The following is a 24662-nucleotide window of genomic DNA, read 5'->3' on the forward strand; positions in this document are numbered from 1 at the left end:
TCCCCCCGAACCTGAACGTGCCGATCCTGTCTGTTGCGATCAGCCGCGGATGAACGATTTCCTGCTCCTGGTGCTGGCGGTGGTCGGGATGCTGATGGGGTCCTTCCTGTGTTCGGGGGTGGAGGCGGCCCTGCTCACCGTCAATCCGGTGAAGGTGCATGAACTGGCGAGCCGCCCCCGGCCGGTGGCGGGGGCCCGGCGACTGGAGAGCCTGCGTCAGCGCCTGGGCCGCACCCTGGCGGTGCTGGTGATCGCCAACAACATCTTCAACATCTTCGGCAGCCTGATGGTGGGCGGCTTCGCCAGCGTCGTCTTTGCCCGTTATGGCGTCAGCGGCCCGGCCCTGCCCCTGTTCTCGGTCGCCCTCACCGTGCTGGTGATCCTGCTGGGGGAGATCCTGCCCAAGGCGGTCGGCAGCAAGCTGGCCCTGCCGGTGGCCCTCGCCACGGCCCCAGCCCTGGGGGTGATCACCCGGCTGATGCTGCCCCTGGTGCTGCTGCTGGAGCGGATCCTGCCGGCGATCACGGCCGAGAACGAGATCAGCACCGACGAGGAGGAGATCCGCCTGCTGGCCCGGCTGGGTTCCCAGAAGGGCCAGATCGAGGCCGACGAGGCCGCCATGATCGCCAAGGTGTTCCAGCTCAACGACCTCACCGCCCGGGACCTGATGCTGCCCCGGGTCTCGGCCCCCACCCTGGCGGGCCACCAGAGCCTCGATGAGCAGCGCTCCACCCTGCTGCGCCACACCACCGCCTGGTGGGTGGTGCTGGGGGAGGAGGTGGACGAGGTGCTGGGGGTGGCCAGCCGCGAGCAGCTGCTCACCGCCCTGGTGGAGGGACGGGGGGCCAGCCAAGCCGCCGATCTCTGCGAACCTGTGGAGTTCGTGCCGGAGATGATCCGGGCCGACCGGCTGCTCACCAGCTTCCGCCGCAACGGCTCCGGGGTGCGGGTGGTGGTCGATGAATTCGGCGGCTTCGTGGGGGTGATCGGGCCCGAGGCCGTGCTGGCCGTGCTGGCCGGCTGGTGGCGCCGGCCCGCCTCCGCCGCCGAGACCGCCCCATGACGACGGCGGCACCGGCAGCGGCGCTCGACGCCCCCCCCGCCGCCGAGCGCTGCCGGCAGTTGCTGGCCCGCTGGCGCGCCGAGCTGGTGCTCAGCGGCCGGGAGCAGGCGGCCCTGGCCCCGGAGCTGGCCAGCCTCGACCGCCAGCTGGAGCGCCTGCGCCTGTGCCGGCCGCGGGTGGCGGTGTTCGGCCGGGTGGGGGTGGGCAAGTCGAGCCTGCTCAATGCCCTGCTCGGTGAGGACCACTTCGCCACCGACGTGGCCCATGGCTGCACCCGCCGCCAGCAGCAGCGGGCCTGGGGCCAGCCCGTGGCCGGCCTGGAGGGGGTCGACCTGGTGGACACCCCCGGCATCGACGAGATCGCCGCCGCCGCCCGCTCCCGCCTGGCGGCCCGGGTGGCGGTGGGCGCCGACCTGGTGCTGCTGGTGATCGACAGCGACCTCACGGTGATGGACGCCCAGGCCCTGGACGACCTGCTGGCCTCCGGCAAGCCCCTGCTGCTGGTGCTCAACCGCAGCGACTGCTGGCCGGAGGCCGAGCGGGACGCCCTGATCGCCAGCATCGGCCGGCGCCTGCCGCCGGGGGCGCGCCAGCTGCGGCCCCTGCCGGTGGCGGCCGCCCCCCGGGCGGCCCGCCTGCGCCCCGATGGCCGCGTGCGCAGCGAAGCGGCCCCGCCCCGGGTGGAGCCCCTGCGCCGGGAGCTCACCGGCCTGCTGGAGCGCCATGGGGAGCTGCTGCTGGCCCTCAACGCCCTGCGGGCCGCCGACCGCTTCAGCCAGGCCCTGCACCGCTGCCGGTTGCGCCACGGCCGCCGCCAGGCCCAGGGCCTGATCGGCCGCTTCGCGGCCCTCAAGGCCACGGGGGTGGCGGCCAACCCCCTGCTGCTGCTCGATCTGGCCGGTGGTCTGGCCTGCGACAGCGCCCTGGTGGTGCAGCTCTGCCAGCTGTACGGCCTGCCGATGACCCGCAGCGGTGCCCGCACCCTGCTGGCCCGTCTGGGCGGCCACAACGCCATGCTCGGGGGCGCCCAGCTGGGCCTGCAGCTGCTGCTGGGCGGCCTGCGCCAGCTGCTGCTGCTGGCGGCGCCCCTGAGCGGCGGGCTGAGCCTGGCGCCGGCGGCGCCGGTGGCCCTGGCCCAGGCGGCCCTGGCGGTCCACACCACCCGGCGCACGGGCCGGCTGGCCGCCGCCGAACTGCTGCGCAGCACCACCGCCGCGGGCCAGCCGGGGGCCCTGCTGCGCCGGCTGGTGCGGCAGGATCCGGAAACCCGGCGCTGGCTGAGCGAATGGCAGCAGCAGGGGGCGGAGGGGACCGCCGGCGGCGGCCTGCAGCCGTGACGACCGCCAGCGGTGACCCCCCGTTGACCCGTCTCGCCCTGTTCGGCACCAGCGCCGATCCCCCCACCCGCGGCCACCGGGCCCTGCTGGAGGGGCTGCTGGGCCTGTTCCCCCAGGTGCTCACCTGGGCCAGCGACAACCCCCTCAAGCAGCATGGCGCCCCCCTGGAGGTGCGCACGGCCCTGCTGGGCGCCCTGGTGGCCGCCATCGACGACCCGCGTCTCAGCCTGGAGCAGGACCTCAGCAGCCCCTGGGCGGTGGAGACCCTGGAGCGGGCCCGGGCCCGCTGGCCCGAGCGGGAGCTGGTCTTCGTGGTGGGCAGCGACCTGGCGGGCCAGATCCACCGCTGGAGGCGGGCCGAGGAGCTGCTGCGGAGCTGCCGGCTCGGCATCGCCCGCCGCCAGGGCTGGCCGCTGCAGGCGGCGGATCTGGAGCGGCTGCGGGGGCTGGGGGCGGCGGTCGACCTGCTGCCCCTGGCGATCCCCCCCAGCGCCAGTTCCCGGGTCCGGGCCCAGCCCGATCCGGCCCAGGTACCGTCCGAACTCTGGCCGGTGCTGCTGCAGCACAATCTCTACGGCCTCTCCGAGCCCTGATGCGCCTCGCCCTGGCCCAGCTCAATCCCCTGGTGGGCGACCTGGAAGGCAACGGCCACCGGATCCTGGCGGCCGCCGAGCGGGCCCGCGCCGGCGGCGCCGACCTGCTGCTCACCCCCGAGCTGTCGCTGTGGGGCTACCCGCCCCGGGACCTGCTGCTGCGCCCCGCCCTGATCCAGCGCCAGGGGCGGGTCCTTGCGTCCCTGGTGGCCGCCTGCCCGGACGGACTGGCCCTTCTGGTGGGGGTGGCCGAGCCGGTGGCCGGCCGGCGCCAGCCGGGACTGCACAACGCCCTGGCCCTGGTGGAGCGGGGTGGCTGGCGGATCGTCTGCCGCAAGCGCCTGCTGCCCAGTTACGACGTCTTCGACGAACGCCGCTACTTCCTGCCCGGCGACGCCCCGGCGGTGCTGGAGCTGGAGGCGGGAGGCCGCTCCTGGCGCCTGGGGCTGACCATCTGCGAGGACCTCTGGGTGGAGGAGAACCTCCGCAGCCGCTGGCCGGACGCGGTGGATCCGATCGCCGATCTGGCGCCCGGCCGGATCGACCTGCTGCTCAACCTCTCCGCCTCCCCCTTCGGCCGCGGCAAGGGGGAGGTGCGCCAGGGGCTGGCGGCGCGGGCGGCGGCCCGGCTGGCGGCGCCGGTGGTCTACCTCAACCAGGTGGGTGGCAACGACGAACTGGTGTTTGACGGGGCCAGCTTCGTGGTGGATCGGGCCGGCCGGCCCCTGCTGCGGCTGGCCTGCGCCGCCGAGGACCTGGCCCTCTGGCCGGCGGATCCGACGCCGGCCGCCGGTGCAGAGCCTGCCCCCGCGCCGGCCGCAGCGGCGCCGCCGGACCCCTGGGAGCAGCTGCTGCGGGTGCTGGTGCTGGGGGTGCGGGACTACGCGGCCAAGTGCGGTTTCCAGCGGGCCCTGCTGGGGCTGAGCGGCGGCATCGATTCGGCCCTGGTGGCGGTGATCGCCGCCGCGGCCCTAGGCCCCGACCAGGTGGAGGTGCTGCGCATGCCCTCCCCCTTCAGCTCGGCCGGTTCCCTCGGCGATGCCGACGACCTGGCCCGGCGGCTCGGGCTGGCCACCGCCACCCTGCCGATCGCGCCGTTGATGGAGGCCTTCGCCGCCGCCCTTCCCCCCGCCCTGGGGGCGCCCCCGGCCGGGGTCACCGAGGAGAACCTGCAGTCCCGGATCCGCGGCACGCTGCTGATGGCGGTGGCCAACCAGAAGGGGGGCCTGCTGCTCTCCACCGGCAACAAATCGGAGCTGGCGGTGGGCTACTGCACCCTCTACGGCGACATGAACGGCGGACTGTCGGTGATCGGCGACCTCTACAAGACCACCGTCTTCGGCCTCTGCGAGTGGCTGGATGGCGAGGCCTCCGGCCCCTGCCGGGCCGCCCTGGGCCTGCCGTCCGACGGCGAGCTGATCGGCGCGGCGATCCGCACCAAGCCCCCCAGCGCCGAACTGCGTCCCGACCAGCGCGACAGCGATTCCCTGCCCGACTACGGGGTGCTCGACCCCCTGCTGAAGGCCTCGATCGAGGAGCTGCGCACCCCGGAGGAACTGGTGGCCGAGGGGGCCGATCCGGCCCTGGTGGCCCGGGTGGCCGGGCTGCTGCGGCGGGCCGAGTTCAAGCGGCGCCAGGCGGCTCCGGTGCTCAAGGTGAGCGACCGGGCCTTCGGCACCGGCTGGCGGATGCCCATCGCCTCGGCCTAGGGTTTGGCCACGATCGCCTCCGGGCGGCAATCCTTCCTGCCCCATGCCAGCTCCCGGCCCGGCACCCCTGGCCTCCCCGATGGCGAGCATCGGTGTGCCCACGGAGATCAAGCGCGACGAACAGCGGGTGGCCCTCACCCCCGACGGCGTCCATGAGCTGGTGTCCCAGGGCATGGAGGTGCGCGTCCAGGAGGGGGCGGGCCTGGGGGCCGGCATCAGCGACGACGACTACCGCGCCTCCGGGGCGCGCATCGTCAGCTGCGAGGAGGCCTGGGCCGCCCACCTGGTGGTGAAGGTCAAGGAACCGCAGCCGCAGGAGTTCGCCTTCCTGCGCAGCGATCTGGTGCTGTTCACCTACCTGCACCTGGCGGCCTACCCCGAGGTGGGCAAGGCCCTGCTGGAGGCTGGCACCACGGCGGTGGCCTACGAAACCGTGCAGCTGGAGGACGGCAGCCTGCCGCTGCTGGCCCCGATGAGTGAGGTGGCCGGCCGGCTGGCGGCCCAGGTGGGGGCCCACCTGCTGGAGAAGCCCCACGGCGGGCGGGGCGTGCTGATGGGGGGCTGCACCGGCGTGCGGCCGGCGCGGGTGGTGGTGCTGGGGGCCGGCACCGTGGGCTGGAACGCGGCCCGCATCGCCGCGGCCATGGATGCGGAGGTGTTCCTGCTGGATCGCTCCCCCCACCGCCTGCGGGGCCTGGAATCCGACCGACGCGGCCGCATGACCAGCCTGGTGAGCAGCCGCAGCCTGATCGAGCGGCTGGTGCCGGGGACCGACCTGCTGATCGGCGCCGTGCTCCTCCCAGGCGGACGGGCCCCCACCCTGGTGAGCGAGGAGCTGGTGCAGCGGATGCGGCCCGGGTCGGTGATCGTGGATGTGGCCATCGACCAGGGCGGCTGCATCGCCACCAGCCGCGAGACCACCCACACCGATCCGGTGGTCACCATCCACGGGGTGCAGCATTACGCCGTGGGCAACATGCCCGGCGCCGTGCCCTTCACCTCCACCGAGGCGCTGGTGAGTGTCACGCTCCCCTACATCCTGGTGATGGCCGGACGGGGCCTGCTGGAAGCGGTCACCGACCGGCCCGAACTTCTCTCCGGCCTGAACACCGTGGACGGGGCCGTGTGCCATCCCGGGGTGGCCAAGGCCCTGGGGGTGGCGCCGCGCCATCCGATGGCCTGCCTGCGCTGAGCCAGCGCCCGCAGCGCCGGCCGTCGGTTCAGGCTTCGGTTCAGAGGGTGGCGCGGAAGATCACCGAGGCGGGCTGGCCGCTGAGGGGATCGAGCGGTTCGCGCAGCTCCCGGACCACCAGGCCATGGCGCTGGAAAAGCCGCACCCAGGATTCCAGGGTCCGGAAGAACCAGGGCGCCGGCGTGCGGAAGGCCGGGGAGAACCCGGCCCAGGAGCCCTCCCGCCAGCCGTCCTCGTAGGGATGGTCGGTGCAGATCAGCATCGGGTGCAGCGTCTGGACGAGGACGCTGCCGTCGGGCGCCAGCAGGGCCGGCAGGGCCGCGAACAGCTCGTCGAGGCTGCGATCCCCGAGCAGGGAGAAGTTGGCCACCACCACGTCGAAGCGCTCGTTCAGGCTGCCGGTGCCGATCTGCTGGTGGGAAAGTGTCCGGAAGCGTGCGCCATCCGGTGCGTCTTCGGCAGCGATGGTGGTGAGCTCGGCCACCGCGTCGGTGCCGAGCACCGCGATGCCCTGGCGGGCGCAGTGGTGGGTCAGCCAGCCCTCGCCGCAACCCAGATCCAGCAGGGTGGCGGGCGCGCAGTCGTTGATCGCCTCCAGGATCGCCCCGTTGGTCACCCTCACGCGACTGAGGATCTCGCCGCGGCGCACGGCCCGGGTCCAGGTGGCGGCATTGACGACCCAGGATGCCTGGATGTGCTCCTCCATGAACGCCAGCGCCGGTTCCGTCACGGATGCGGCGTCATCGCCGGCGTCAAGGGGAAGGAGCATGGGCGCGGTCGGAAACGACGCGGAATGGGTGGGCTGATCGTGACTGGCGGCTCAGCGGAAGCGACGGCCAGGGTCGGTGAGCCATGGGAGCCTGCCGACGGCATCCTCCGGGTCGATGAGAAGCGTAGTCAGCCCTGATCCGGCCTGTCGTCGCCATCCTGTAGTCGCGCGGCTCAGGCCGCCGGCTCCGCCAGCAGGCCGGTGAGATCCTCGCTGCCGAACACCTGGCGATAGGCGGCCGTGCTGGTGCACAGAACCACCGGCACCGCCACCAGCAGCCCCACGAAGCAGGCCAGCAGGCCCACCAGCACGATGGCGAATTCCACCAGGGCCAGCAGCAGCACCGAACCCCACTGGGGATCGAGCAGGGTGCGGCCCCGGGTGATGGCGTCGATCGGTCCGCGGCCCTCCAGCAGGGCGATCTGGGCCATGAACTTCTGGTTCACCGCCAGGTAGATCAGCAGCGTGAAGGCCGCCAGGAACGGAAGCACGGCCAGGATCTGGTTGAGCTGGGCGGCGGCGACCCCCACCAGGGCCCCCACCATCAGGATCGCGATCATCAGGATCCCCAGCGCCAGGCCGTTGCGGAACAGGCGCCAGCTGGCCGGCCCATCCCAGCGGGTGAAGGTGCCCATGGTCGGCTTTCCGCCGGAGAGGGCGCTCCAGGCGCCACGGACCAGGCCCGTGGTGCTCCAGAGGCTCACCAGCACGCTCAGGATCGAGCCCACCACCAGCCGGACCACCTGCACCGTCGTCACCACGGCGGCTTCGTCCGGCTTCACCTCGCCCTGGATCAGGGAGCAGACGCTGCTCAGCACACCCGCCAGCAGGGTGAAGCCGATGAACACCAAGGGGGCCCGGGTGAAGGCCTGCCAGCCCTGCTTCACGGCCTCGATCACCTTCAGGGAGGATCCGCCGCTGGGATCCTGCATCAGAGACTCGGCCATGGCTCGGGGGGAGTTGCCGGGAGATTAGGCAGCGTCCGACGGGCGGCCACCCCATCGGTGCGAAGCGTTGCATCCGGCGCCACCGCGGTGGATCGGCGATCAACCCGGATCCAGGAACTTCAGCGCCGCCTGGGTGCGGTTGCTCACCTGCAGTTTCTGAAAGATGGTGTGCAGATACACCCGTACCGTCCCGGTGCCCAGGCCGAGGCTGGAGGCGATCTGGCGGTTGGTCAGACCACCGGCCATGGCCGCCAGCACCTCCCGCTCCCGTGGTGTCAGCAGCGCCAGGGGGGCCTCCGGTGGGCCGGCGGCGGCAGGGGTGTCCCGGGTGCGCAGGGCCCGGGTGGCGGAGCGGTCCCACCAGCTGGCCCCCTGTTCGACGCTGGTCAGGGCCGTTTCCAGGTGCGCGAAGGCCTCCGCCTTGTGGAGATAGCCGCTGGCGCCGGCGTCCCACAGCCGCTGCACCCAGCGACTGTCGTCCTGGCTGGTGAGAACCAGCACGGGCAGGTCGAAGCCGGCGCTGATCCGCCGGCAGGTCTCCAGGCCCCCCAGCCCGGGCAGGCCGATGTCGAGCACCACCACATCCGCCGGAGTCGCCGCCAGGGCCTCCAGGCCCTGCTCGCCGTCGCTCACCGAACGGACGGCGGCGACCGCCGGCAGGCGCAGCAGGAACGCCTCGATCCCCACCCGGAACGCCTCGTCGTCCTCGATCAGCAGCACCCGCATCAGGCTGGCGGTTCCTCAAGCGGCAGGCGCACCTCGATGCTGGCCCCTCCGGCGGGCAGGTTGCTGGCCCGGATGCGGCCCCCATGGGCTTCGGTGATCTGGCGGGAGAGGTAGAGGCCCAGTCCGCTGCCCCGCTGCTCCGGATCGCTCTGGTAGAAGCGCTCGAACAGATGGGGCAGGCTCGTTTCGGGGAAGCCCTGGCCCCGGTCGCTGACGGTCACCACCGCCTGGCCCTGCTGCCGCTGCAGGTCGACCCAGACGCGCTCGCCCCGAAGGCTGTGGTTGATGGCATTGAGCAGCAGGTTCTCCAGCAGCCGCCGCAGGCCGCCGGGATCCCCCGGCAGGGTGAGGCGGCCTGGGCCGGTGGGTTGGCGCTGGATCAGGGTCACCTCCCGCTCGCGGGCGATCGGACCCACGGCCTCGATCGCCTCGGCGGCGAGGCGCCCCAGGTCGCAGCTTTCCTGTTGCAGCCAGAGGCCCTCCTGGTCGGCGCGGAACAGCCGCAGCAGGTCCTCGATCAGCCGCAGGCTCCGCTCCTGGCTGGCGAGGATGGCGCCGGTGCCGCGCTCCAGCAGGCTCCCGGAGCCCGGTCCGGCCTCCAGGGCCATCATCCGGGCCGTGGCGATCGTGCCCAGCACGGGGGTCTTGAGGTCGTGGGCGAGGGTGGCGATCATGTCCCGGCGCAGGTCCGCCTGGGCCAGCCGCACCTCCAGGTCCACCTGCTGCCGCAGCAGGTGGCGGTTGTGCAGGCACAGGAAGGTGGTCACGGTCAGGGCCAGGCAGACCAGCAGGCGATCCACCAGCACCGCCCTCCACTCGGGATCCGGCTCCGGCGCCACCAGGTTCACCAGGGTCAGCCCGCAGCAGAGCGCCAGGAAGGCGAGGGCGTCGCGGCGGTCGCGCTGGGGGGCCCCGATCACCAGCGGGATGACGTAGAGGTAGCCGAAGACGATGTGGGGCGGCGTGGCCAGCTCCAGCAGCAGGATCAGGCAGGTGAGTGCCCAGGGCGGCCCCGGGGATCGGGCCAGCCTGCGCAGGCGGCCCGTCTCGCCGGCCGGGCTGGTGTTGTTCATGGCTCCTCGGCGGGGCCCGGCGCCGTGGTGTCGGAGATCAGGTGCAGATCGATGCTCAGCCCCCGCAGCTGCTGCTGCAGCCGTTCCGAGATCGGCCGGCGCAGCAGCACCTGCCAGCGGGAGCGCAGCGTCTGCCCCAGCACGATCTGGCTGATGCGCCGCTCGCGGGCCACCCGGGCGATGGTGCCCAGCACGTCGCTGCTGTCGATGCGCAGGAAGGTGCCCCCCACGTCCTCGCACAGGGTGGCGCAGGCTTCGAGCCGCAGGGTCTCCTCCTTGCTGAGGAAGCGGCCGGGATCCTGGATGGTGAGGGCCAGCAGCGGCGCGTCCATGGTGCTGGCCAGGCGGGCGGCGCGGCGCAGCAGCCGGGTCGCGCTCGGATAGGCCGACACGCACACCATCACCCGCTCCCGCAGGCCCGCCGCCGTGGGCTCCTCCTCCTCCACCCGGTCGGCCACCTCCCGCAGCGACAGCTCCCGCAGGGCCACCAGGTGGCGGCGCTGGAAGAAGTTGGCCAGGGCCTGGGGGACTTTCTCCGGGGCGTAGACCTTGCCCTCCCGCAGCCGCTCCTGGAGGGTCTCGGGGGTGACGTCCACCAGCACCACCTCGTCGGCTTGCTCCAGCACCCGGTTGGGGATCCGCTCGCGCACCACCACTCCGGTGAGCTCGGCCACCAGATCGTTGAGGCTCTCCAGGTGCTGGATGTTGAGGGTGGAGTACACGTCCAGACCGGAGAGCAGCAGGGCCTCCACGTCCTGCCAGCGCTTGCGGCGCTCGCTGCCCGGGATGTTGGTGTGGGCCAGCTCGTCGACCAGCACCAGCTGGGGGCGGCGCTCCAGTACGGCGGCCACGTCCAGTTCCTCCAGGGTCACCCCTTGGTAGAGCAGGCGCTTGCGGGGCACCTGCTCCATCCCTTCGGCCTGGCGGATCGTTTCCTGGCGGCCGTGGGTCTCGAGCAGGCCGATCACCACGTCGGTGCCCTCCTTGAGCAGCTCACGGCCCTCCTGGAGCATGCGGCAGGTCTTGCCAACGCCCGGGGCCATGCCGATGAACACCTTGTGGCGGCCCCGGCCGCGGCTGGAGCGGATCAAGGCACCAGCTCGTCCAGGGCGACGTTGAAGGCCAGCACGTTCACCAGCGGCGGCCGCGCCAGACCGAGCAGCGGCCGGTGGCTGTGGCGCTCCAGCAGGGCCTCCAGGCGGTCGGGCGGCAGCTGGCGGGCGGCGGCGATCCGCGGCAGCTGCTGCCGGGCCGCCGCCAGGCTGATGTCGGGGTCGAGGCCCGACCCGGAGCTGGTGAGCAGATCGGCGGCCACGCTGCCCACGCCTCGTTCGGACCAGACGACGACCTCCGCCGCGACCCGCTGGGCCAGGGCGGGGTTGCCGGGGGCCAGGTTGCTGGGGCCCGAGCTGGGGGGATCGCCGCTGCCGTAGGCCACGGCGCTGGGCCGGCCCCGCAGGTAGCGATCGCCCGCGAAGGCCTGCCCGATCAGGGCCGAGCCCACCACGCGCCCATCGACGCGCACCAGGCTCCCTTCGGCCTGCCGGGGGGCGGCGATGCGGGCCAGACCCAGCATCGGCACGGTGATCACCACGACGGTGAGCAGCCAGAGCACCAAGGTGAGGCGCAGGCCCTGGCCGAGGCGGGAAAGGGCGTTCATCAGAATTTCTCCGGGCGGACCATGGCGGTGAATAGAAAGGCCGAGAGGGCCAGGGTGACGCTGATCAGCAGGGCCAGGGCATGGCTCTGCAGGCTGTCCAGGCGGCCCCGCTGCAGGGGGGCGAGCACCACGGTGCCGACGGCGAGCAGCAGGGGCAGCCAGAACAGCGGTCGCTTGATCAGATCCATCGGGAAGGGGGCGGAGCGGTGGACGGGGGGTGCTGAGCGGATGGTGGGAGGGGCGCGGGCCCGGTGGGCTCAGAGGAGCCCCAGGGCGCCGATCGCCAGATCGATCGCCTTGATGCCCACGAACGGGGTGATCACGCCGCCCAGGCCGTAGAGCAGCAGGTTGCGCTGCAGCAGCTGGTCGGCGCTGAGGGGCCGGAACTCCACCCCCTTCAGGGCCAGGGGCACCAGGGCCGGGATGATCAGGGCGTTGAACACCATCGCCGAGAGGATCGCCGACTGGGGACTGGCCAGCCCCATCAGGTTGAGGGGGCCGAGGCCCACCCCGGCGAACAGGGCCGGCAGGATCGCGAAGTACTTGGCCACGTCGTTGGCCAGGGAGAAGGTGGTCAGGGCACCGCGGGTGATCAGCAGCTGCTTGCCGATCGTCACGATGTCGATGAGCTTGGTGGGATCGCTGTCGAGATCCACCATGTTCGCCGCCTCCTTGGCGGCCTGGGTGCCGGAGTTCATCGCCACGCCCACGTTGGCCTGGGCCAGGGCCGGGGCATCGTTGGAGCCGTCGCCGGTCATGGCCACGAGCTTGCCCAGCTTCTGCTCCCGGTCGATCACGGCGATCTTGTCCTCGGGGGTGGCCTCGGCGATGAAGTCGTCGACACCGGCCTCGCGGGCGATGACACCGGCGGTGATCGGGTTGTCACCGGTGAGCATCACGGTGCGGATGCCCATGCGGCGCAGCTGGTCGAAGCGCTCGCGGATGCCCGGCTTGATGATGTCCTTGAGGTAGATGACGCCGAGGATGGTGTTGCCGCGGCAGGCCGCCAGGGGGGTGCCGCCGAGCCGCGACACCTGCTCGTAGGCCCCGTCGAGGTCGTCGGGCACGGTGCCGCCGCGGGAGCGCACGAACCCCTTGATGGCGTCGACGGCCCCCTTGCGGAATTCGATCCCGGCGGGGCCGTCGCTGCCGCTCATGCGGGTGCGCGCCGAGAAATCGAGGCCCGTGGCCTGCTCCGCGGCGAAGGGCAGCACGGCGCCGCGCTGTTCCGCCAGCCGCACGATCGATCGCCCTTCGGGGGTCTGGTCGAAGCAGCTGGCCGCCAGGGCCACCTCCGCCAGCTCGGCTTCCTTGTGGCCGCCCACCGGCAGGAACTCCTCCGCCAGCCGGTTGCCGAGGGTGATGGTGCCCGTCTTGTCGAGCACCAGGGTGTTGATGTCGCCGCAGGCCTCCACGGCCCTCCCTGAGGTGGCGATCACGTTGAACTGGGCCACCCGGTCCATGCCGGCGATGCCGATGGCCGAGAGCAGTCCGCCGATGGTGGTGGGGATCAGGGCCACCAGCAGCGCCACCAGGGTCACCACCGGGGTGGGCTCCTTGAGGTAGCCGGCCAGGGGCGGCAGGGTGGCCACGGCGATCAGGAACACCTGGGTGAGCACCGCCAGCAGCACCGTCAGGGCGATCTCATTGGGGGTCTTGGTGCGTTCGGCCCCCTCCACCAGGGCGATCATCCGGTCGATGAAGCCCTTGCCCGGATCGGCGCTGATGCGGATGGTGAGCTGGTCGGAGAGGATCCGGGTGCCGCCCGTCACCGAGCTGGCCACGTCGGAGCCGGCCTCCTTGAGCACCGCCGCCGATTCGCCGGTGATCGCCGACTCATCCACCGAGGCCACCCCCTCGATCACCTCACCGTCGGCGGGGATCGTGTCGCCGGCCGCCACCAGCACCACATCGCCCTTGCGCAGGCTGGAGGAATCCACCAGCCGTTCGCCGCCGGCCGGATCGAGCAGCCGGGCCTGGGTGCGGGCCTGGGTGCGGCGCAGGGCATCGGCCTGGGCCTTGCCGCGCCCTTCCGCCAGGGCCTCGGCGAAGTTGGCGAACAGCAGGGTGGCCAGCAGGGTAAGGCTCACCAGGGCGTTGAACAGCCGGCCGGAGGCCTCCTTCCCGTCGCCGAAGAGGGCGGGACTCACGGTGGCCAGCAGGCAGACGACCGTGCCGCACCAGACCACGAACATCACCGGATTGGCGGCGGCGGTGCGGGGATCGAGCTTCACGAACGCCTGCAGGGCGGCGCGGCGCACCAGGCCCTTCTGGCGGGGCCGCGGTGTGTAGCGCCGCTGGTCGCGGCGGCCCCGCGGCATTCGGGGAAAGAGGGTGCGGGCCGGCAGGGAGGTCATCGGGGGCGTGGTGCGGCGATAGGAGGTACGGGGACGCGGCGGAGCGGGGCCTGGGGGTTCAGGCCGCCAGCAGCAGGCCGTCGGCGATCGGCCCGAGGGCGAGCACGGGGAAGAAGGTGAGGGCGCCGAGGATCAACAGCACCACCGCCAGCACCACCGTGAACAGGCTGGTGTCGGTGGCGAGGGTGCCCGGACCCGGCGGCAGCGCCGGCTTGCGGGCGTAGCCATCGGCCAGCAGCACCAGGGCGGCGATCGGCAGGTAGCGGCCCCCCACCAGGCTGACGCTGGCGCTGAGGTTCCACCAGAGGCTGCCGTCCCCCAGGCCCTCCATGCCGCTGCCGTTGTTGGCCGCCGCCGAGGCGTACTCGTAGACCACCTGGCTGATGCCGTGGGGCCCGGGGTTGCTGATCCCCGCCAGGTCCGTGGCTCCGGCCATGGTGAACGCCGCGGGCAGCAGCACGAACACCGGGTGGATCAGCAGGATCAGGCTGCTCCACACCACCTCCGCCTTCTCCACCTTGCGGCCGAGGAATTCAGGTGTCCGGCCCACCATCAGTCCGGTGAGGAACACCGCCAGCACCATGAAAACCAGCAGGTAGGCGACGCCGGTGCCCTGGCCACCGAACAGCACCTGCAGGAACAGGTTGAACAGGGCCACCAGGTTGGAGAGCGGCAGCAGCGAATCCATGGCGCCGTTGACCGCTCCCGTCATCGAGCCGGTGGCCAGGACCGCCCAGAACGCCGTCAGTCCGGCCCCGAAGCGCAGCTCCTTGCCCTCCAGGTTCGGGCCGTTGATCCAGGCCGACAGGGCCGGGTTGCCCCCCTGTTCGGCCGCCATCGCCAGGGCGGAACCAGCGGCGATCAGCGCCGTGACCAGCAGCAGCAACAGGGTGCTCTGGCGCCGGTTACCGAGAAAGCGCCCGAAGGCGTCGATGCTGGCGGCCGGGATGGCCACCATCGCCCAGCAGCTGAGCAGGTTGCTGAGTCCGTTGGGGTTCTCGAAGGGGTGGGCCGAGTTGGCTCCGTAGAAGCCGCCGCCGTTCTCGCCCAGTTGCTTGATCGCCTCGAACAGGGCCACCGGGCCGCGGATCAGCAGCTGGCTGCCCCCCTCCAGGGTGGTGATCCGCAGGGGATCGGCCAGGGTCATCGGCACACCGCACACCAGCAGCAGCACGGCGAGCAGCAGGCTGCCGGGGATCAGCACCCGGGTGAGGGAGCGGACCAGCTGGCGATGGAAGTTGCCCAGGGGCAGGCCGCACAGGCCGCGGATCACCGCGAAGCCCACCGCCAGGCCGCTGGCCGCCGACACGAACATCAGGAACTGGATCACCCCCAGCTGGGCGAAGGTGCCCAGGGTCTGCTCGGGCACGTAGTGCTGCTGGTCGGTGTTGGTGAGGAAGGAGAGGGTGGTGTGCAGGGCCAGGTCCCAGCGCAGGCCGGGCCAGCCCAGGGGGTTCAGCCAGGCGGGCTGGAAGGCCAGCAGCAGGAAGGCCAGGCCGCCGAAACAGGCGTTGGCGACCAGGAACGGCTGGAGGTAGGCCCAGGCTGTGGCCGCCGGCTGGCCCCGGTCACCGATCCAGCGCAGCAGCGCCGTCTCCAGCGGCAGCAGCCAGGGGTCCCAGGCGGGTTGGGGGCGGTCATCGAAGACCTGCCAGAGGTGGCGGCCCAGGGGAAAGGCCGTCAGCACCGCCACCCCCAGGGTGACGGCGGCCAGAAACCAGGGGAGCATCGGAGGGCTGTCCTGCGGTCGCGGCCACCCTCCCGCCGGCGGGGCCGCCGCCGCAACTGACGAAAGGCAGGGGTGGGGGCCAGCGCAGCTGCGGCAGCGCCCGCCTCAGGCGCCGCCGCAGCTGTGCTGGCTGTCCGGCAGGGTCCAGGTGCCGCCGGTGCGCAGATTGCGGGCCCTGTACATCCGGCCGCGCCCGTCGCCGCGAGGGGCCCCGCTGCAATCGGGTACGAAGGTCAGGCAGAGCTCCACCGAATCCCCTTCCCGGCTGCTGTGGATCGCCGGCACCATGTCGTAGGAGACCTGGTAGCCCCCGTTCGTGTAGCTGACGGCGGAGCCGGAACCGGCGATGGGGATCTGGACGCCGTTGGCGTCAGCGGCACTCAGCCGGTATTGGATCTCCCGGATGAAGGTCGGGCGGCACTCGCCGATGCGGCGGGGCAGGGGCGCGGCGGCGGCGGGGGTGACCGGCAGCAGCAGGGCGGCCGCCAGCAGGGCCGGCCAGCGGTGGCGGTTCCTGGCCATCAGCGCAACGATCCGGGCGGTACCCCGGTTGTAGGGCGCCCGCCGCGGCTTGTCAGCGCTGGCCCCCATCGGCCTGGCCCGCTGGCGGGGCGGAAGCCAGCAGAGCTTCGGCGGCCCGCCGGGCATCGGCGGCGGCCAGGGGAGTCCGCTGCAGGAAGGCCACCACCAGGGCGCCTTCGAACAGCAGCTGCAGCTGGCGGGCCAGGCCCTCGGGGTCGGCGACAGCGAGATCACGGCAGAGCCCTTCCAGCCGATCGCGGCAGGCCTGCTTGAAGGCCTCGGCCGCCTGCCGGGGCAAATCCTCCGCAGCGGGGTATTCGCTGGCGGCCTTGATGAACAGGCAGCCGTGGAACTGCGGCGAGCGCACCGCCTGCTCGAGCCAGTCGAACACCGCCAGCAGCCGCGTCCCGGGGTCCTCCGGCGCTGTGGCGATCCGCTGGGCCAGCCCCGCGGCGATGGCGTTGCCCCGGCGCTCCAGCACGGCGGCGATCAGCTCCTCCTTGGATCGGAAGTGCTTGTAGAGGGTCATCTTGGCCACCCCGGCCGCGGCCAGCACCGTGTCGATGCCCACGGCCCGGTAGCCGTGGCGGGCGAAGAGCCCTTCGGCCGTGTCCAGCAGTGCGTCCCGCTTGGCGGAGGACCTGGTGGTGGCGCCGCTCGCTGGCATGGCTTCCGCTGCATTGCGCCCAATCTAGTGAGCAGACAGAAAGGTCTGCTACTTTTGGATGCGCAGACCGGTCTGTCTACCCAGGCTGCCTGTGTCCCCTGACCCCCCTATCCCCTGACGCCGATGCTCAAGCTCCACGGCCACGAACTCTCCGGCAACAGCTACAAGGTGCGCCTGCTCCTGGAACTGCTCGGGCTCGACTACGACGGGGTCCGCGTCGACCTGATGGCCGGCGAGCACAAGGGGGAGGCCTTCCTTGCCCTCAATCCCTTCGGCCAGGTGCCCGTGCTCGAGGCAGACGGCTCCACCCTTGCCGATGCCCAGGCGATCCTCTTCTACCTGGCGGCCCGCCAGGGGGATGGCCAGTGGCTGCCCGCCGATCCCCTCGGCCAGGCCCGGGTGGTGCGCTGGCTCTCCACCGCCGCCGGTGAAGTGCGCCAGGGTCCCGAAAGTGCTCGGCTGCACCATCTGTTCGGCGTCAAGGCGATCCCCATCGAGCGGGCCACCGAGAAGGCCGCCTTCCTTCTCGACCAGCTGGAGCGGCACCTGGCCCACCGGCAGTGGCTGGAGCTGGAGCGCCCCACCATCGCCGACATCGCCGTCTTCCCCTACGTGGCCCTGGCCCCGGACGGCGGCATCGATCTGGCCCCCTATCCCAACGTTTGCGCCTGGATCGGGCGGATCCAGGCCCTGCCGGGCTACGTGCCCATGAAGGGCCTGGAGGCCTGAACGGAGCCGTCCCCATGAGCCAGCACTACCTGCATCGCCATCTCACCCCCGCCGTGGGGGAGGCCCAGCTCCAGGCCTATGGCCAGAGCCAGGGCGTGCCCCCGGCCCCGGCGTCCGATCGCCTCAGTGCCAGGGAGATCGCCTTCCTCGGCGCCCGCGACAGCTTCTATCTGGCCAGCCTCACCGAAGCGGGTGCCCCCTACCTGCAGCACCGGGGCGGGCCGGTGGGCTTCCTGCGGGTGCTCGACGAGCGCACCCTGGGGTTCGCCGATTACGGCGGCAATCGCCAGCTGCTCACCGCCGGCCATCTGCGCCGCGATCCGCGGGTGGCCCTGTTCCTGATGGATTACCCCGCCCGTCGCCGGCTCAAGATCGACGGGGAAGCGCAGGTGGTGTCGCTCGCTGATGATCCCCAGCTGGCGGAGCAGCTGGCACCGCAGGCGGCGGGGGAGGTGGAGCGCCTCGTCCGCATCCGGGTGGAGGCCTTCGACTGGAACTGCCCCCAGTTCATCACCCCCCGGTTCACAGCCGCGGAGCTGGAAGCCCAGCTGCGGCCGTTGCAGGAGCGGATCACTGCGCTGGAGGATGAGCTCCAGGGTCTGCGCCGGCACCCCTCATGACGACCCTTTCATGACGATCCTTCCCCACCCCGCTGGGGAAAGGACACATCCAGCACCAGGCAGCCCGCCCCATCGGTGCGGAAGGGGCCATGCACCTCCCCCGGCGGCCGGCTGGCGTAGTGCCCGCTCTCCAGCCACAGGTCGAAGGCCCCATCGAACAGGCGCCCGCTGACGATGAAGATCTCCTCGGGGAAGGGGTGGGCCTTGCCCCCGAAGGCGGCGGTGTCGGCCCCGGGCAGGAAGCGGGTAAGGCGGGTGATCTCCCCGGTGGCCGGATCCTCGCTGAGCACCAGCTCCTGCACCTGGCCCTCCAGCCCCTCCAGCCAGCGCCAGCGATGGGCCTGCTCCGGCGCCAGCGGATTCCAGTACGTGCTGGTGGTCTTGCTCATGGTGGGGCGACGGGAGCGGCAGCGGCCAGGTGGGCATCGATGAGCGGCGCCAGCCGCCCGGCGTGATGCAGGCCGAGATCATGATCACCGCCCGGAATCACCTGCAGACGGGCCCGGGGCAGCCGGCGGGCCAGGCGCTCCCCCACGGCCACCGGGCTGAACGGGTCGGCATCGCCCCACAGCAGCAGGGTGGGTGCGGCGACCTCCGGCAGGCGCCCGGAGAGGTCCGTCGTTTCCGTGGCGAACCAGTCGGGGAGGTGGGACAGGCTGGTGCGGAAGCTCCCCCTCCAGTCGGCGGCTCCCAGTTCCGCCATCGGCAGGCCCCCGGAGGTGGCGCAAAGCACCAGGTGCGTCACCCAGCCGGGCCGGGCCAGGGCGGCCCGCAGGGCCAGCACCCCACCCATCGACTGGGCGATCAGGGCGCAGGGGCGATCCAGCGGCTCCAGCACCAGGGCGAGCAGGTCCTCGAAGCCCCCCACCCCCGGCCGGGGCGGGGTGTCGCCGAAGCCGGGCCAGCCCAGGTGCAGCCGTTCGGCTCGGCAGGCCAGCCGCTGCTCCAGGGGACGCCAGAAGGACGTGTCGCCCGAGGCGCCGGGGAGGAACAGCAGCCGCTCCGGCACGCCCCTCAAGGCTGATCGGCCTCCACGCCCACCAGGGCCGCACTCGCCACCCACAGCCGCCGGGCCAGATCGGCGTCCTGGCCTTCGGCGCTGGTGGCGGTGGCCTCGAACAGGTGCCGGCCCGGAGCCGTGACCCGGTTGCGGAGGTAGGTGAAGCCGCTGGCGGCGTAGGCGTCATCGACGGCCAGGGCGGCCAGCAGGGCCCCGGCGTTCTCGACGCTCTCGGTGAGGCGCAGCAGCGAGCGGGCCGCCAGGGCGAACAGCCTCTGGCCCAGCTCGTTCGACTGGCGGCTGTAGCGCCAGAAGCCGCCTGTGCTGGTGGGCGGGATCACCAGCCCCGGGCTCCAGGCGATCACCGGGGTGGGCGTGCCCCGCGCATCCAGGCGCCGGGCGAACTCCCGGGCGAACAGCACGTTGCAGAGCTTGCTGTCCTTGTAGGCCTTGTCGGCACTGAACGGAGCCGAGCCGTCCACCATCGTCGTGCCCTGGCCCGGCACCAGGCCCGCCAGCGCGCCGAGCCCCGCCGGGGCCCCCACCTTGCCCCCCGCGGTGGTGGGATCGTGCACCTCGCTGGCGGTGACCACCAGCCGCGGTGCTGGCCCCACCGCCAGCAGGGGCAAGAGCTGGTGGGCCAGCAGGACATGGCCCAGATGGTTCACCCCGAAGCTGAGCTCATGGCCCTGGGCCGTGCGGCGCGGTTCGCTGGCGCCGGCGTACTGGAGGCCGGCGTTGAGCACCAGCGTGTCGATGGGGGTCCCCCGGGCCAGCAGGGCGGCGCCACAGGCCCGCACGCTCTCCAGATCCGCCAGGTCGCAGACCGCGGTGGCGGGGGGCGTGCCGGTGCCGGCCCGCTCCAGCACCCGGCGTGCGGCCGCCTCGGCGGTGGCCCGGTCCCGGCAGGGCAAGGTGAGCCGGTGGCCGGCCCGGCAGAGGAGCACCGCCGCCTCGAAGCCGATGCCGGAGTTGCCGCCGGTCAGGAGGATGTGGCGCGCTGCAGCCATGGGCGGACTCCTGCGGGTGCCGGAAGGGCGCCGAGTGGGCCAAGGCTACGGATCCCGGGCCCTTGGCCGCCGACGCCAGGCCGCCCGTTCCGCTCCTGCCAGAGTGCTGACTGTGGCCCGACTCCCCCGACGCTCGTTCCTGGCGCTGGCGACGGCCGCGGGCCTGGCGGCGGCCATCGGCTTGGGCGTGGCGTTTCGGGAGCACACCCGCAACGCGCTCACGGTCACCAACCGGAGCGGCCTCACGATCACGTCCCTGGAGGTGTCCCTGCCCTGGGAGACGCTGCGCTTCGAGCCGATCGCCGCTGGGGAATCGGTCAGCCGCTCCTTCCGCATCGCGTCCGATGCCCACTTCGCCATCGAGGGCGAGCTGGCGGACGGCACCCGCCTGCGGGCCGCCGAGGGCTACGTCACCAACGGTCAGTACGGGGAAGAGGTGCGGATCGAGGTCGGTCCCGGCGGTGCGATCCAGCTCCGCCAGCAGCGGCGCTGACGCGATCAGAACAGCCGGAACAGATTGAGGCCCCCACCTTTGGGGGCCGGAGCCTCCTGGCCCTCACCGGAGCCCGGATCGAGGCGCTCCATGCCCTCCCCCAGCAATCGGGTGGCGGTGGAGCGCCGCTCCAGGCTGAGCCGCCAGGCGGGGCTGCCCTGGGGGCTGCTGAGCAGCAGCGTGTCGCCGTAGGCGGTGAAGGTCACCATCGCCGCCTCCATCGCCGCCATGGCCTGGGCGCTCACCGCGCAGGTGGTGCGCTCCGGAGCCAGCAGCACCCCGCGCTGCACCAGCCGGGCCGCTTCCGGGGCCCGCAGCGCATCCGGTACGCCGCTGTCGGCCATGGGCAGCTCGCTGGAGGTCCACATCACGATGTCGCCCTCCTGGCGGCCCATGCCCGTGGCCGTCGCCTGGTAGCCGAGGGCGGTGGGGACGGCGGGCCAGCTCAGTCGCTGGGCGCCACCCGCCGGGGTGCTCGTCAGCTTCACCGGCGCCAGGAAGTCGTGGCCGCTGCCCACCTGGAAGCGGATCTCCGGGGCGTAGTTGCCGGCCACCACATGGTTCCCCACCAGGGAGGCCTGCGGCGGCACCACCGGCGCCTCTTCGCCGGATGGCCAATGGCCCGAGGTGCCCGCGGGCCCGGTGGCGGTCGCCAGCCGCTTCAGGCCCGAGAGCGCCTGGCGTCGCTGGTCCTTGGTCAGTCCCTGCAGGGTGATGATCTCGGGCTGGCCGGCGCCGGCGCTCTCGGCGCAGCCGCGGAAGATCAGCAGCCGGCCCTTCGCCTCGGGGAGGTCCTCCTCCTTCCACTCCCGGCCCCGCTCCCCAGGGCTATCGGCGCCGCTTTTCAGCGGCAGGGCCGTTCCCATCGCCATGGCCGCCGGGATGCGGTGCTCGGCCGTGGGGTTGGAGGCGGTCTGCGGGGACTGCAGCCGCAGCTCCAGCTGGCGGCTGGTGGCACCCGCCGCCGGCCGGCCCCCCATCATCATCTGCAGCATGCTGGCGCCGCCCATCGCCCCCATCCCCGTCGTGGTGGTGGCCTCGATCGTGTAGGTGGCGATCGGCGTCGCCGGCCTGGCGCCCGGTTTGGCCGCCGCCGCCAGGGCCGGCAGGGCCTGGCCGGTGCCGAGCAGAACAACGAGCGGTGCGGCCGCCTGCCAGGACACCCGCGGACCAGCACCCATGACGTCCATGCCGTTGGAGGGACCCACAATCTATGGGCCGCCGACCCTCTGATGGACTCCGCTGCCCCGTCCCCGCTCCAGCGCATCGACCAGGACCTCTTCGATGCGGTGGCCGCCGCCGCCGCCGACTCCCCTCGCCGGCGCCGCAACCACAATTTCCACGCCCCCACCGACCGGGTGCAGCGCTTCCTGAACGTGCTGCAGCCAGGCACCTACGTGCGGCCCCACCGCCACCGGCGCGCGCAGCCCGGCGACGGTTTCGAGTGCTTCCTCGTCCTGCAGGGGGCGGTGGGGCTGCTGCTGCTCGATGCCGGTGGGCGGGTGCTGCAGCACGAGCGGATCAGCGCCGCCGGCCCCCTGCGCGGCATCGAGCTGGCCGAGGGGATCATCCACACCCTGGTGGCCCTCTCGGCCGATGCCGTGATGATGGAGATCAAGCAGGGGCCCTACGAGCCCGCCGCCGACAAGGACTTCCTGGCCGGATTTCCCCTTGAGGGAAGCGAGGCCGCGGCAGCGCAGGAGGCGGCCTGGCGGGCCCTGTTCGGGACCGGGGACGACCACCCCTACCCTGACCCGCACCTCCCCTGAGCGCCCGGCCCCTCGCCGGGAATCACGCCGGGGCCCGGGCCGGGTGGTTCAGGCCAGATCGGCGCGGCGGCAGAAGCTGCAGTGGCCCCAGCGGGCCATCTCCCCGGCTGGGGCCGGTCGGCCGCAGGCGGGGCAGTCGGCCAGGCCGTGCACGTCGCAGCGGCTCGGATGGACGGCCCACACCTCCGCCTCGCTGAGGCTGCCGGGCGTGGTGGGGGCGCCGGGGTGGTGCTGCTGCACCCGCACGTCCCGAACGCTGAAGCCGGCGCCGCGCAGCGATCCCAGCAGCTGGTGGCGGTTGTACTGAAGGGCCTGCAGCCAGGGCCCCGGCGCAGCGCCCACCGTCAGCAGCCCCCCCTGCAGCTGCAGGGGACGACAGTGGGGGGCCAGCTGGGGCCCGGCGATCCGCGGCCAGTCCCGCCAGAGGGCGGCCAGATGGCCGTCGCGACGCCACTCCTGCTGGAGGTTGTCCAGGCAGCTCGCCAGGGCACTGGCCGGGGGCCGGGCGGGCGGCATCAGCAGGGCGACGTTGCCCACCTGCCGCGTCTGCACCGCCTCGACGCGCTGGCGACGGGAGCCACTGGGCTCGGTGGCGCGGCGCTGGCGGGACCGGGAGGGCTCCATCGACCCACGCTAAGGCCGTGCATCGGCCCGTGATCGAAACCGGTTCCCGGCTTGACGGGACGAGCGGCTGGGCAAGGCTGGGGTCCGGAGAACCTCCATCCCCGGGGCACCGCCATGGCCGGCTACTTCGACGATCCCACCCTGATCCGCCAGGTCCCGGTCCTGCGCGCCGCCTATTCCGACCGCACCGCCTGGCTGCTGGCGGAGATCGCCCGGCTGGTCTACGAGAAGCTGCCCGCCGAGATCAGGGTCGACGAGCTGGTGCTCCGCATCCTCGAATCGGCCCGCAGCCAGCGGGGGGAGGCGGTGGTGCGGGCCCTGGTGGCGGCCGCCATCGAGAACGGCCAGACGGTGGACGGGGTGGTGGTCTCGGCGCTGGAGACGGCCGGCTTCGAACTGCTCGAAGGCATCGCCGTGCAGGGCAGCGAAGCGATCCTGGTCCGCCTGAACCTCCCCTCCGGCCGGGGACCCGACGCCATGCTCGTGCTGGCCTTCCGGGGCACCCAGGTCACCAGCATCCACGACATCAGCGCCGATCTGCGGGCCCACCTGGTGGCGGCCCCCGGCGGCGGCCGGGCCCACGCCGGTTTCCTGGCCGCCTTCGACAAGGTGCGCGCCCCCCTGGAGGCCGCCCTGGCGCGCCATCCGGGCGTCCCCCTCTACATCACCGGCCATTCCCTCGGCGGTGCCCTGGCCCTGGTGGCCACCCGCTACCTCGGCTCCGACAGCACCGGTGCCACCTACACCTTCGGCTGCCCGAGAGCCGGCGACGACGATTTCTTCGCCCCGATCCGGACACCCATCTACCGGATCGTCAACGCCGCCGACGGGGTGACGCGCATCCCCTTCGGCTACAGCCTGGTGATCCTGCTGAGTCTGATCCGGCTGATTCCCATCAACGGCACCTTCCAGATCGCCGAGTTCCTGCGGCGCAACTTCTTCGGCTACACCCATGCCGGCAGCGTCGTGTTCCTCTCCGATGCCGACAACATCCCGGATGAGCAGCAGGTCCCCTTCCGGGACCTGAAGGTGGTGATGAGCCCGGAGGCGTTCTGGCGCTTCTGCGTCGTGGTGCGTCGGTTCCTCCTCACCCGGGGCAAGGCGGTGGTCGCCGACCATTCCATGGGGGACTACGCCCTCAAGCTGCAGGCCCATGCCCGGCGTCGCAACACCTGAGCGCCGCTCCGTCGGGTGTGGGTGCGGCAATCCGCTGAGGGGCGGGCAAGACCGGGCGGCAGGTTCTGGCTACTCTCGATTTCTGCACTGGCCCCGCCTCCATGGGTTTCTTCGATCGGCTGAGCCGTCTTCTGCGCGCCAACCTCAACGATCTGGTGAGCAAGGCGGAGGATCCGGCCAAGATCCTCGACCAGTCCGTCGCCGACATGCAGGCCGACCTGGTCAAGCTGCGCCAGGCCGTGGCCACCGCCATCGCCAGCCAGAAGCGGCTGCAGAACCAGGCCGAGCAGGCCGAGGCCCAGGCCCGCACCTGGTACGAGCGCGCCGAACTGGCCCTGAAGAAGGGGGAGGAGGATCTAGCCCGGGAGTCCCTCTCCCGCCGCAAGACCTACCAGGACACCGCCACCGCCCTCAACGCCCAGCTCAGCGGCCAGGCCGGCCAGGTCGACACCCTCAAGCGCAGCCTCACCGCCCTGGAAGGCAAGATCGCCGAGGCCAAGACCAAGAAGGACATGCTCAAGGCCCGCGCCCAGGCGGCCCAGGCCCAGGAGCAGCTCCAGAACGCCGTCGGCAGCCTGAACACCAACAGTTCGATGGCCGCCTTCGACCAGATGGAGGAGAAGGTGCTCAACATGGAGGCCCGCAGCCAGGCCGCCGCCGAGCTGGCCGGTGCCGACCTGGAAAGCCAGTTCGCCGCCCTCGAGGGCAGCGACGTCGACGACGAGCTGGCGGCCCTCAAGACCCGCCTCGAAGGCGGCAAGACCCCCATCTCCCTTCCCATGGAGGGAGGCCCTGCTCCCCAGCTGGAGCCGGTGAAGGTGGCCGAGGTGAACGCCGAGCTCGAGGAACTGCGCCAGTCCATCGACAAGCTCTGAATTCATACAATCGGGCCACCGC

At 72.5% G+C, this 24662-nt stretch carries 27 protein-coding genes; 11 read left to right on the forward strand and 16 right to left on the reverse strand.

Going from position 1 to position 24662, the window contains the following annotated elements; all coding sequences use genetic code 11:
- The first annotated feature begins 49 nt into the window (after nucleotides 1-49).
- Genes KUG38_RS03590 through ald form a run of 5 tightly spaced genes read left to right on the forward strand, consistent with a single transcriptional unit; the run spans nucleotide 50 to nucleotide 5894 of the window.
- Nucleotides 50-1063 carry a CNNM domain-containing protein gene (locus KUG38_RS03590; RefSeq protein ID WP_216919079.1) on the forward strand — a complete coding sequence of 338 codons (1014 nt, stop codon included), beginning with the start codon at nucleotides 50-52 and terminating at the stop codon, nucleotides 1061-1063.
- Nucleotides 1060-2400, forward strand: a complete 1341-nt coding sequence (locus KUG38_RS03595; RefSeq protein WP_216919081.1) for a DUF697 domain-containing protein — start codon at nucleotides 1060-1062, stop codon at nucleotides 2398-2400. Before KUG38_RS03590 ends, KUG38_RS03595 begins: the two co-directional genes overlap by 4 nt.
- On the forward strand, nucleotides 2397-2993 hold the full coding sequence (locus tag KUG38_RS03600; protein WP_216919082.1) for a nicotinate-nucleotide adenylyltransferase: 597 nt from the start codon (nucleotides 2397-2399) through the stop codon (nucleotides 2991-2993). The genes KUG38_RS03595 and KUG38_RS03600 overlap by 4 nt, the downstream gene beginning before the upstream one ends.
- A complete protein-coding gene (locus KUG38_RS03605) occupies nucleotides 2993-4702 on the forward strand; it encodes an NAD+ synthase (protein ID WP_216919084.1) in 1710 nt (569 codons plus the stop codon). Before KUG38_RS03600 ends, KUG38_RS03605 begins: the two co-directional genes overlap by 1 nt.
- 43 nt (nucleotides 4703-4745) lie before the next feature.
- Nucleotides 4746-5894: an alanine dehydrogenase gene (gene ald / locus KUG38_RS03610; protein WP_286191041.1), complete on the forward strand. Its 1149-nt coding sequence runs from the start codon at nucleotides 4746-4748 to the stop codon at nucleotides 5892-5894.
- 40 nt (nucleotides 5895-5934) lie between these two features.
- On the opposite strand, the gene KUG38_RS03615 is transcribed toward ald, so the two are convergent.
- The 11 genes from KUG38_RS03615 to KUG38_RS03665 all read right to left on the reverse strand — a co-directional run bounded on the left by KUG38_RS03615 (nucleotide 5935) and on the right by KUG38_RS03665 (nucleotide 16344).
- On the reverse strand, nucleotides 5935-6663 hold the full coding sequence (locus KUG38_RS03615; RefSeq protein WP_216919085.1) for a class I SAM-dependent methyltransferase: 729 nt from the start codon (nucleotides 6661-6663) through the stop codon (nucleotides 5935-5937).
- A gap of 173 nt (nucleotides 6664-6836) precedes the next feature.
- Nucleotides 6837-7610: a DUF7544 domain-containing protein gene (locus tag KUG38_RS03620; protein WP_216919087.1), complete on the reverse strand. Its 774-nt coding sequence runs from the start codon at nucleotides 7608-7610 to the stop codon at nucleotides 6837-6839.
- Nucleotides 7611-7709: 99 nt separating this feature from the next.
- Nucleotides 7710-8336: a response regulator transcription factor gene (locus tag KUG38_RS03625; RefSeq protein ID WP_216919089.1), complete on the reverse strand. Its 627-nt coding sequence runs from the start codon at nucleotides 8334-8336 to the stop codon at nucleotides 7710-7712.
- The gene (locus KUG38_RS03630) at nucleotides 8336-9409 is read right to left on the reverse strand and encodes a sensor histidine kinase (protein ID WP_216919091.1); all 1074 of its coding nucleotides are present in this window, start codon (nucleotides 9407-9409) and stop codon (nucleotides 8336-8338) included. The genes KUG38_RS03625 and KUG38_RS03630 overlap by 1 nt, the downstream gene beginning before the upstream one ends.
- A complete protein-coding gene (locus KUG38_RS03635) occupies nucleotides 9406-10500 on the reverse strand; it encodes a sensor histidine kinase KdpD (protein WP_216919093.1) in 1095 nt (364 codons plus the stop codon). Before KUG38_RS03635 ends, KUG38_RS03630 begins: the two co-directional genes overlap by 4 nt.
- The gene (gene kdpC, locus KUG38_RS03640) at nucleotides 10497-11069 is read right to left on the reverse strand and encodes a K(+)-transporting ATPase subunit C (protein WP_216919095.1); all 573 of its coding nucleotides are present in this window, start codon (nucleotides 11067-11069) and stop codon (nucleotides 10497-10499) included. The genes KUG38_RS03635 and kdpC overlap by 4 nt, the downstream gene beginning before the upstream one ends.
- Nucleotides 11069-11257, reverse strand: a complete 189-nt coding sequence (locus tag KUG38_RS03645; protein WP_216919097.1) for a potassium-transporting ATPase subunit F — start codon at nucleotides 11255-11257, stop codon at nucleotides 11069-11071. The genes kdpC and KUG38_RS03645 overlap by 1 nt, the downstream gene beginning before the upstream one ends.
- A 69-nt stretch (nucleotides 11258-11326) precedes the next feature.
- The gene (gene kdpB / locus KUG38_RS03650; protein WP_216919099.1) at nucleotides 11327-13426 is read right to left on the reverse strand and encodes a potassium-transporting ATPase subunit KdpB; all 2100 of its coding nucleotides are present in this window, start codon (nucleotides 13424-13426) and stop codon (nucleotides 11327-11329) included.
- 58 nt (nucleotides 13427-13484) lie between these two features.
- On the reverse strand, nucleotides 13485-15155 hold the full coding sequence (gene kdpA, locus KUG38_RS03655) for a potassium-transporting ATPase subunit KdpA (protein WP_216919102.1): 1671 nt from the start codon (nucleotides 15153-15155) through the stop codon (nucleotides 13485-13487).
- 105 nt (nucleotides 15156-15260) lie between these two features.
- The gene (locus KUG38_RS03660) at nucleotides 15261-15746 is read right to left on the reverse strand and encodes a hypothetical protein (protein ID WP_216919105.1); all 486 of its coding nucleotides are present in this window, start codon (nucleotides 15744-15746) and stop codon (nucleotides 15261-15263) included.
- Nucleotides 15730-16344 (reverse strand): TetR/AcrR family transcriptional regulator, encoded by a 615-nt coding sequence (locus tag KUG38_RS03665; protein ID WP_216919106.1) that lies wholly within the window; start codon nucleotides 16342-16344, stop codon nucleotides 15730-15732. The genes KUG38_RS03660 and KUG38_RS03665 overlap by 17 nt, the downstream gene beginning before the upstream one ends.
- Before the next feature lie 123 nt (nucleotides 16345-16467).
- Between KUG38_RS03665 and KUG38_RS03670 the strand changes: the two genes are divergently transcribed.
- The gene (locus tag KUG38_RS03670) at nucleotides 16468-17073 is read left to right on the forward strand and encodes a glutathione S-transferase family protein (protein ID WP_216919108.1); all 606 of its coding nucleotides are present in this window, start codon (nucleotides 16468-16470) and stop codon (nucleotides 17071-17073) included.
- A 14-nt stretch (nucleotides 17074-17087) separates the two neighbouring features.
- The gene (locus KUG38_RS03675) at nucleotides 17088-17693 is read left to right on the forward strand and encodes a pyridoxamine 5'-phosphate oxidase family protein (RefSeq protein ID WP_216919110.1); all 606 of its coding nucleotides are present in this window, start codon (nucleotides 17088-17090) and stop codon (nucleotides 17691-17693) included.
- 8 nt (nucleotides 17694-17701) lie between these two features.
- Here KUG38_RS03675 and KUG38_RS03680 read toward each other — a convergent pair whose 3' ends face one another.
- Genes KUG38_RS03680 through KUG38_RS03690 form a run of 3 tightly spaced genes read right to left on the reverse strand, consistent with a single transcriptional unit; the run spans nucleotide 17702 to nucleotide 19703 of the window.
- Complete coding sequence (locus KUG38_RS03680) at nucleotides 17702-18082, reverse strand: cupin domain-containing protein (protein WP_216919112.1); 381 nt, start codon at nucleotides 18080-18082, stop codon at nucleotides 17702-17704.
- Nucleotides 18079-18702, reverse strand: coding sequence for an alpha/beta fold hydrolase (locus KUG38_RS03685; RefSeq protein WP_353617711.1), 624 nt, complete (start codon nucleotides 18700-18702; stop codon nucleotides 18079-18081). The genes KUG38_RS03680 and KUG38_RS03685 overlap by 4 nt, the downstream gene beginning before the upstream one ends.
- Nucleotides 18703-18707: 5 nt before the next feature.
- On the reverse strand, nucleotides 18708-19703 hold the full coding sequence (locus KUG38_RS03690) for an SDR family NAD(P)-dependent oxidoreductase (RefSeq protein WP_216919116.1): 996 nt from the start codon (nucleotides 19701-19703) through the stop codon (nucleotides 18708-18710).
- Nucleotides 19704-19815: 112 nt separating this feature from the next.
- Between KUG38_RS03690 and KUG38_RS03695 the strand changes: the two genes are divergently transcribed.
- Entirely contained in the window at nucleotides 19816-20196 is a 381-nt protein-coding gene (locus KUG38_RS03695; RefSeq protein ID WP_216919118.1) for a hypothetical protein, read from the forward strand.
- Nucleotides 20197-20201: 5 nt separating this feature from the next.
- Here KUG38_RS03695 and KUG38_RS03700 read toward each other — a convergent pair whose 3' ends face one another.
- Complete coding sequence (locus tag KUG38_RS03700; protein WP_216919120.1) at nucleotides 20202-21377, reverse strand: hypothetical protein; 1176 nt, start codon at nucleotides 21375-21377, stop codon at nucleotides 20202-20204.
- Between the two features lie 51 nt (nucleotides 21378-21428).
- On the opposite strand from KUG38_RS03700, the gene KUG38_RS03705 reads away from it, so the two are divergent.
- Nucleotides 21429-21965 carry a WbuC family cupin fold metalloprotein gene (locus KUG38_RS03705; RefSeq protein ID WP_216919122.1) on the forward strand — a complete coding sequence of 179 codons (537 nt, stop codon included), beginning with the start codon at nucleotides 21429-21431 and terminating at the stop codon, nucleotides 21963-21965.
- Between the two features lie 48 nt (nucleotides 21966-22013).
- Here KUG38_RS03705 and KUG38_RS03710 read toward each other — a convergent pair whose 3' ends face one another.
- The gene (locus KUG38_RS03710; RefSeq protein WP_286195592.1) at nucleotides 22014-22589 is read right to left on the reverse strand and encodes a DciA family protein; all 576 of its coding nucleotides are present in this window, start codon (nucleotides 22587-22589) and stop codon (nucleotides 22014-22016) included.
- A gap of 114 nt (nucleotides 22590-22703) precedes the next feature.
- Between KUG38_RS03710 and KUG38_RS03715 the strand changes: the two genes are divergently transcribed.
- A complete protein-coding gene (locus KUG38_RS03715) occupies nucleotides 22704-23765 on the forward strand; it encodes a lipase family protein (protein ID WP_216919124.1) in 1062 nt (353 codons plus the stop codon).
- 101 nt (nucleotides 23766-23866) lie between these two features.
- Nucleotides 23867-24640 carry a PspA/IM30 family protein gene (locus KUG38_RS03720; protein ID WP_094587305.1) on the forward strand — a complete coding sequence of 258 codons (774 nt, stop codon included), beginning with the start codon at nucleotides 23867-23869 and terminating at the stop codon, nucleotides 24638-24640.
- Nucleotides 24641-24662 lie beyond the last annotated feature (22 nt).

The organism is Synechococcus sp. CCAP 1479/9, from assembly GCF_019038535.1.
In the GTDB taxonomy this organism is placed as follows: domain Bacteria; phylum Cyanobacteriota; class Cyanobacteriia; order PCC-6307; family Cyanobiaceae; genus Cyanobium.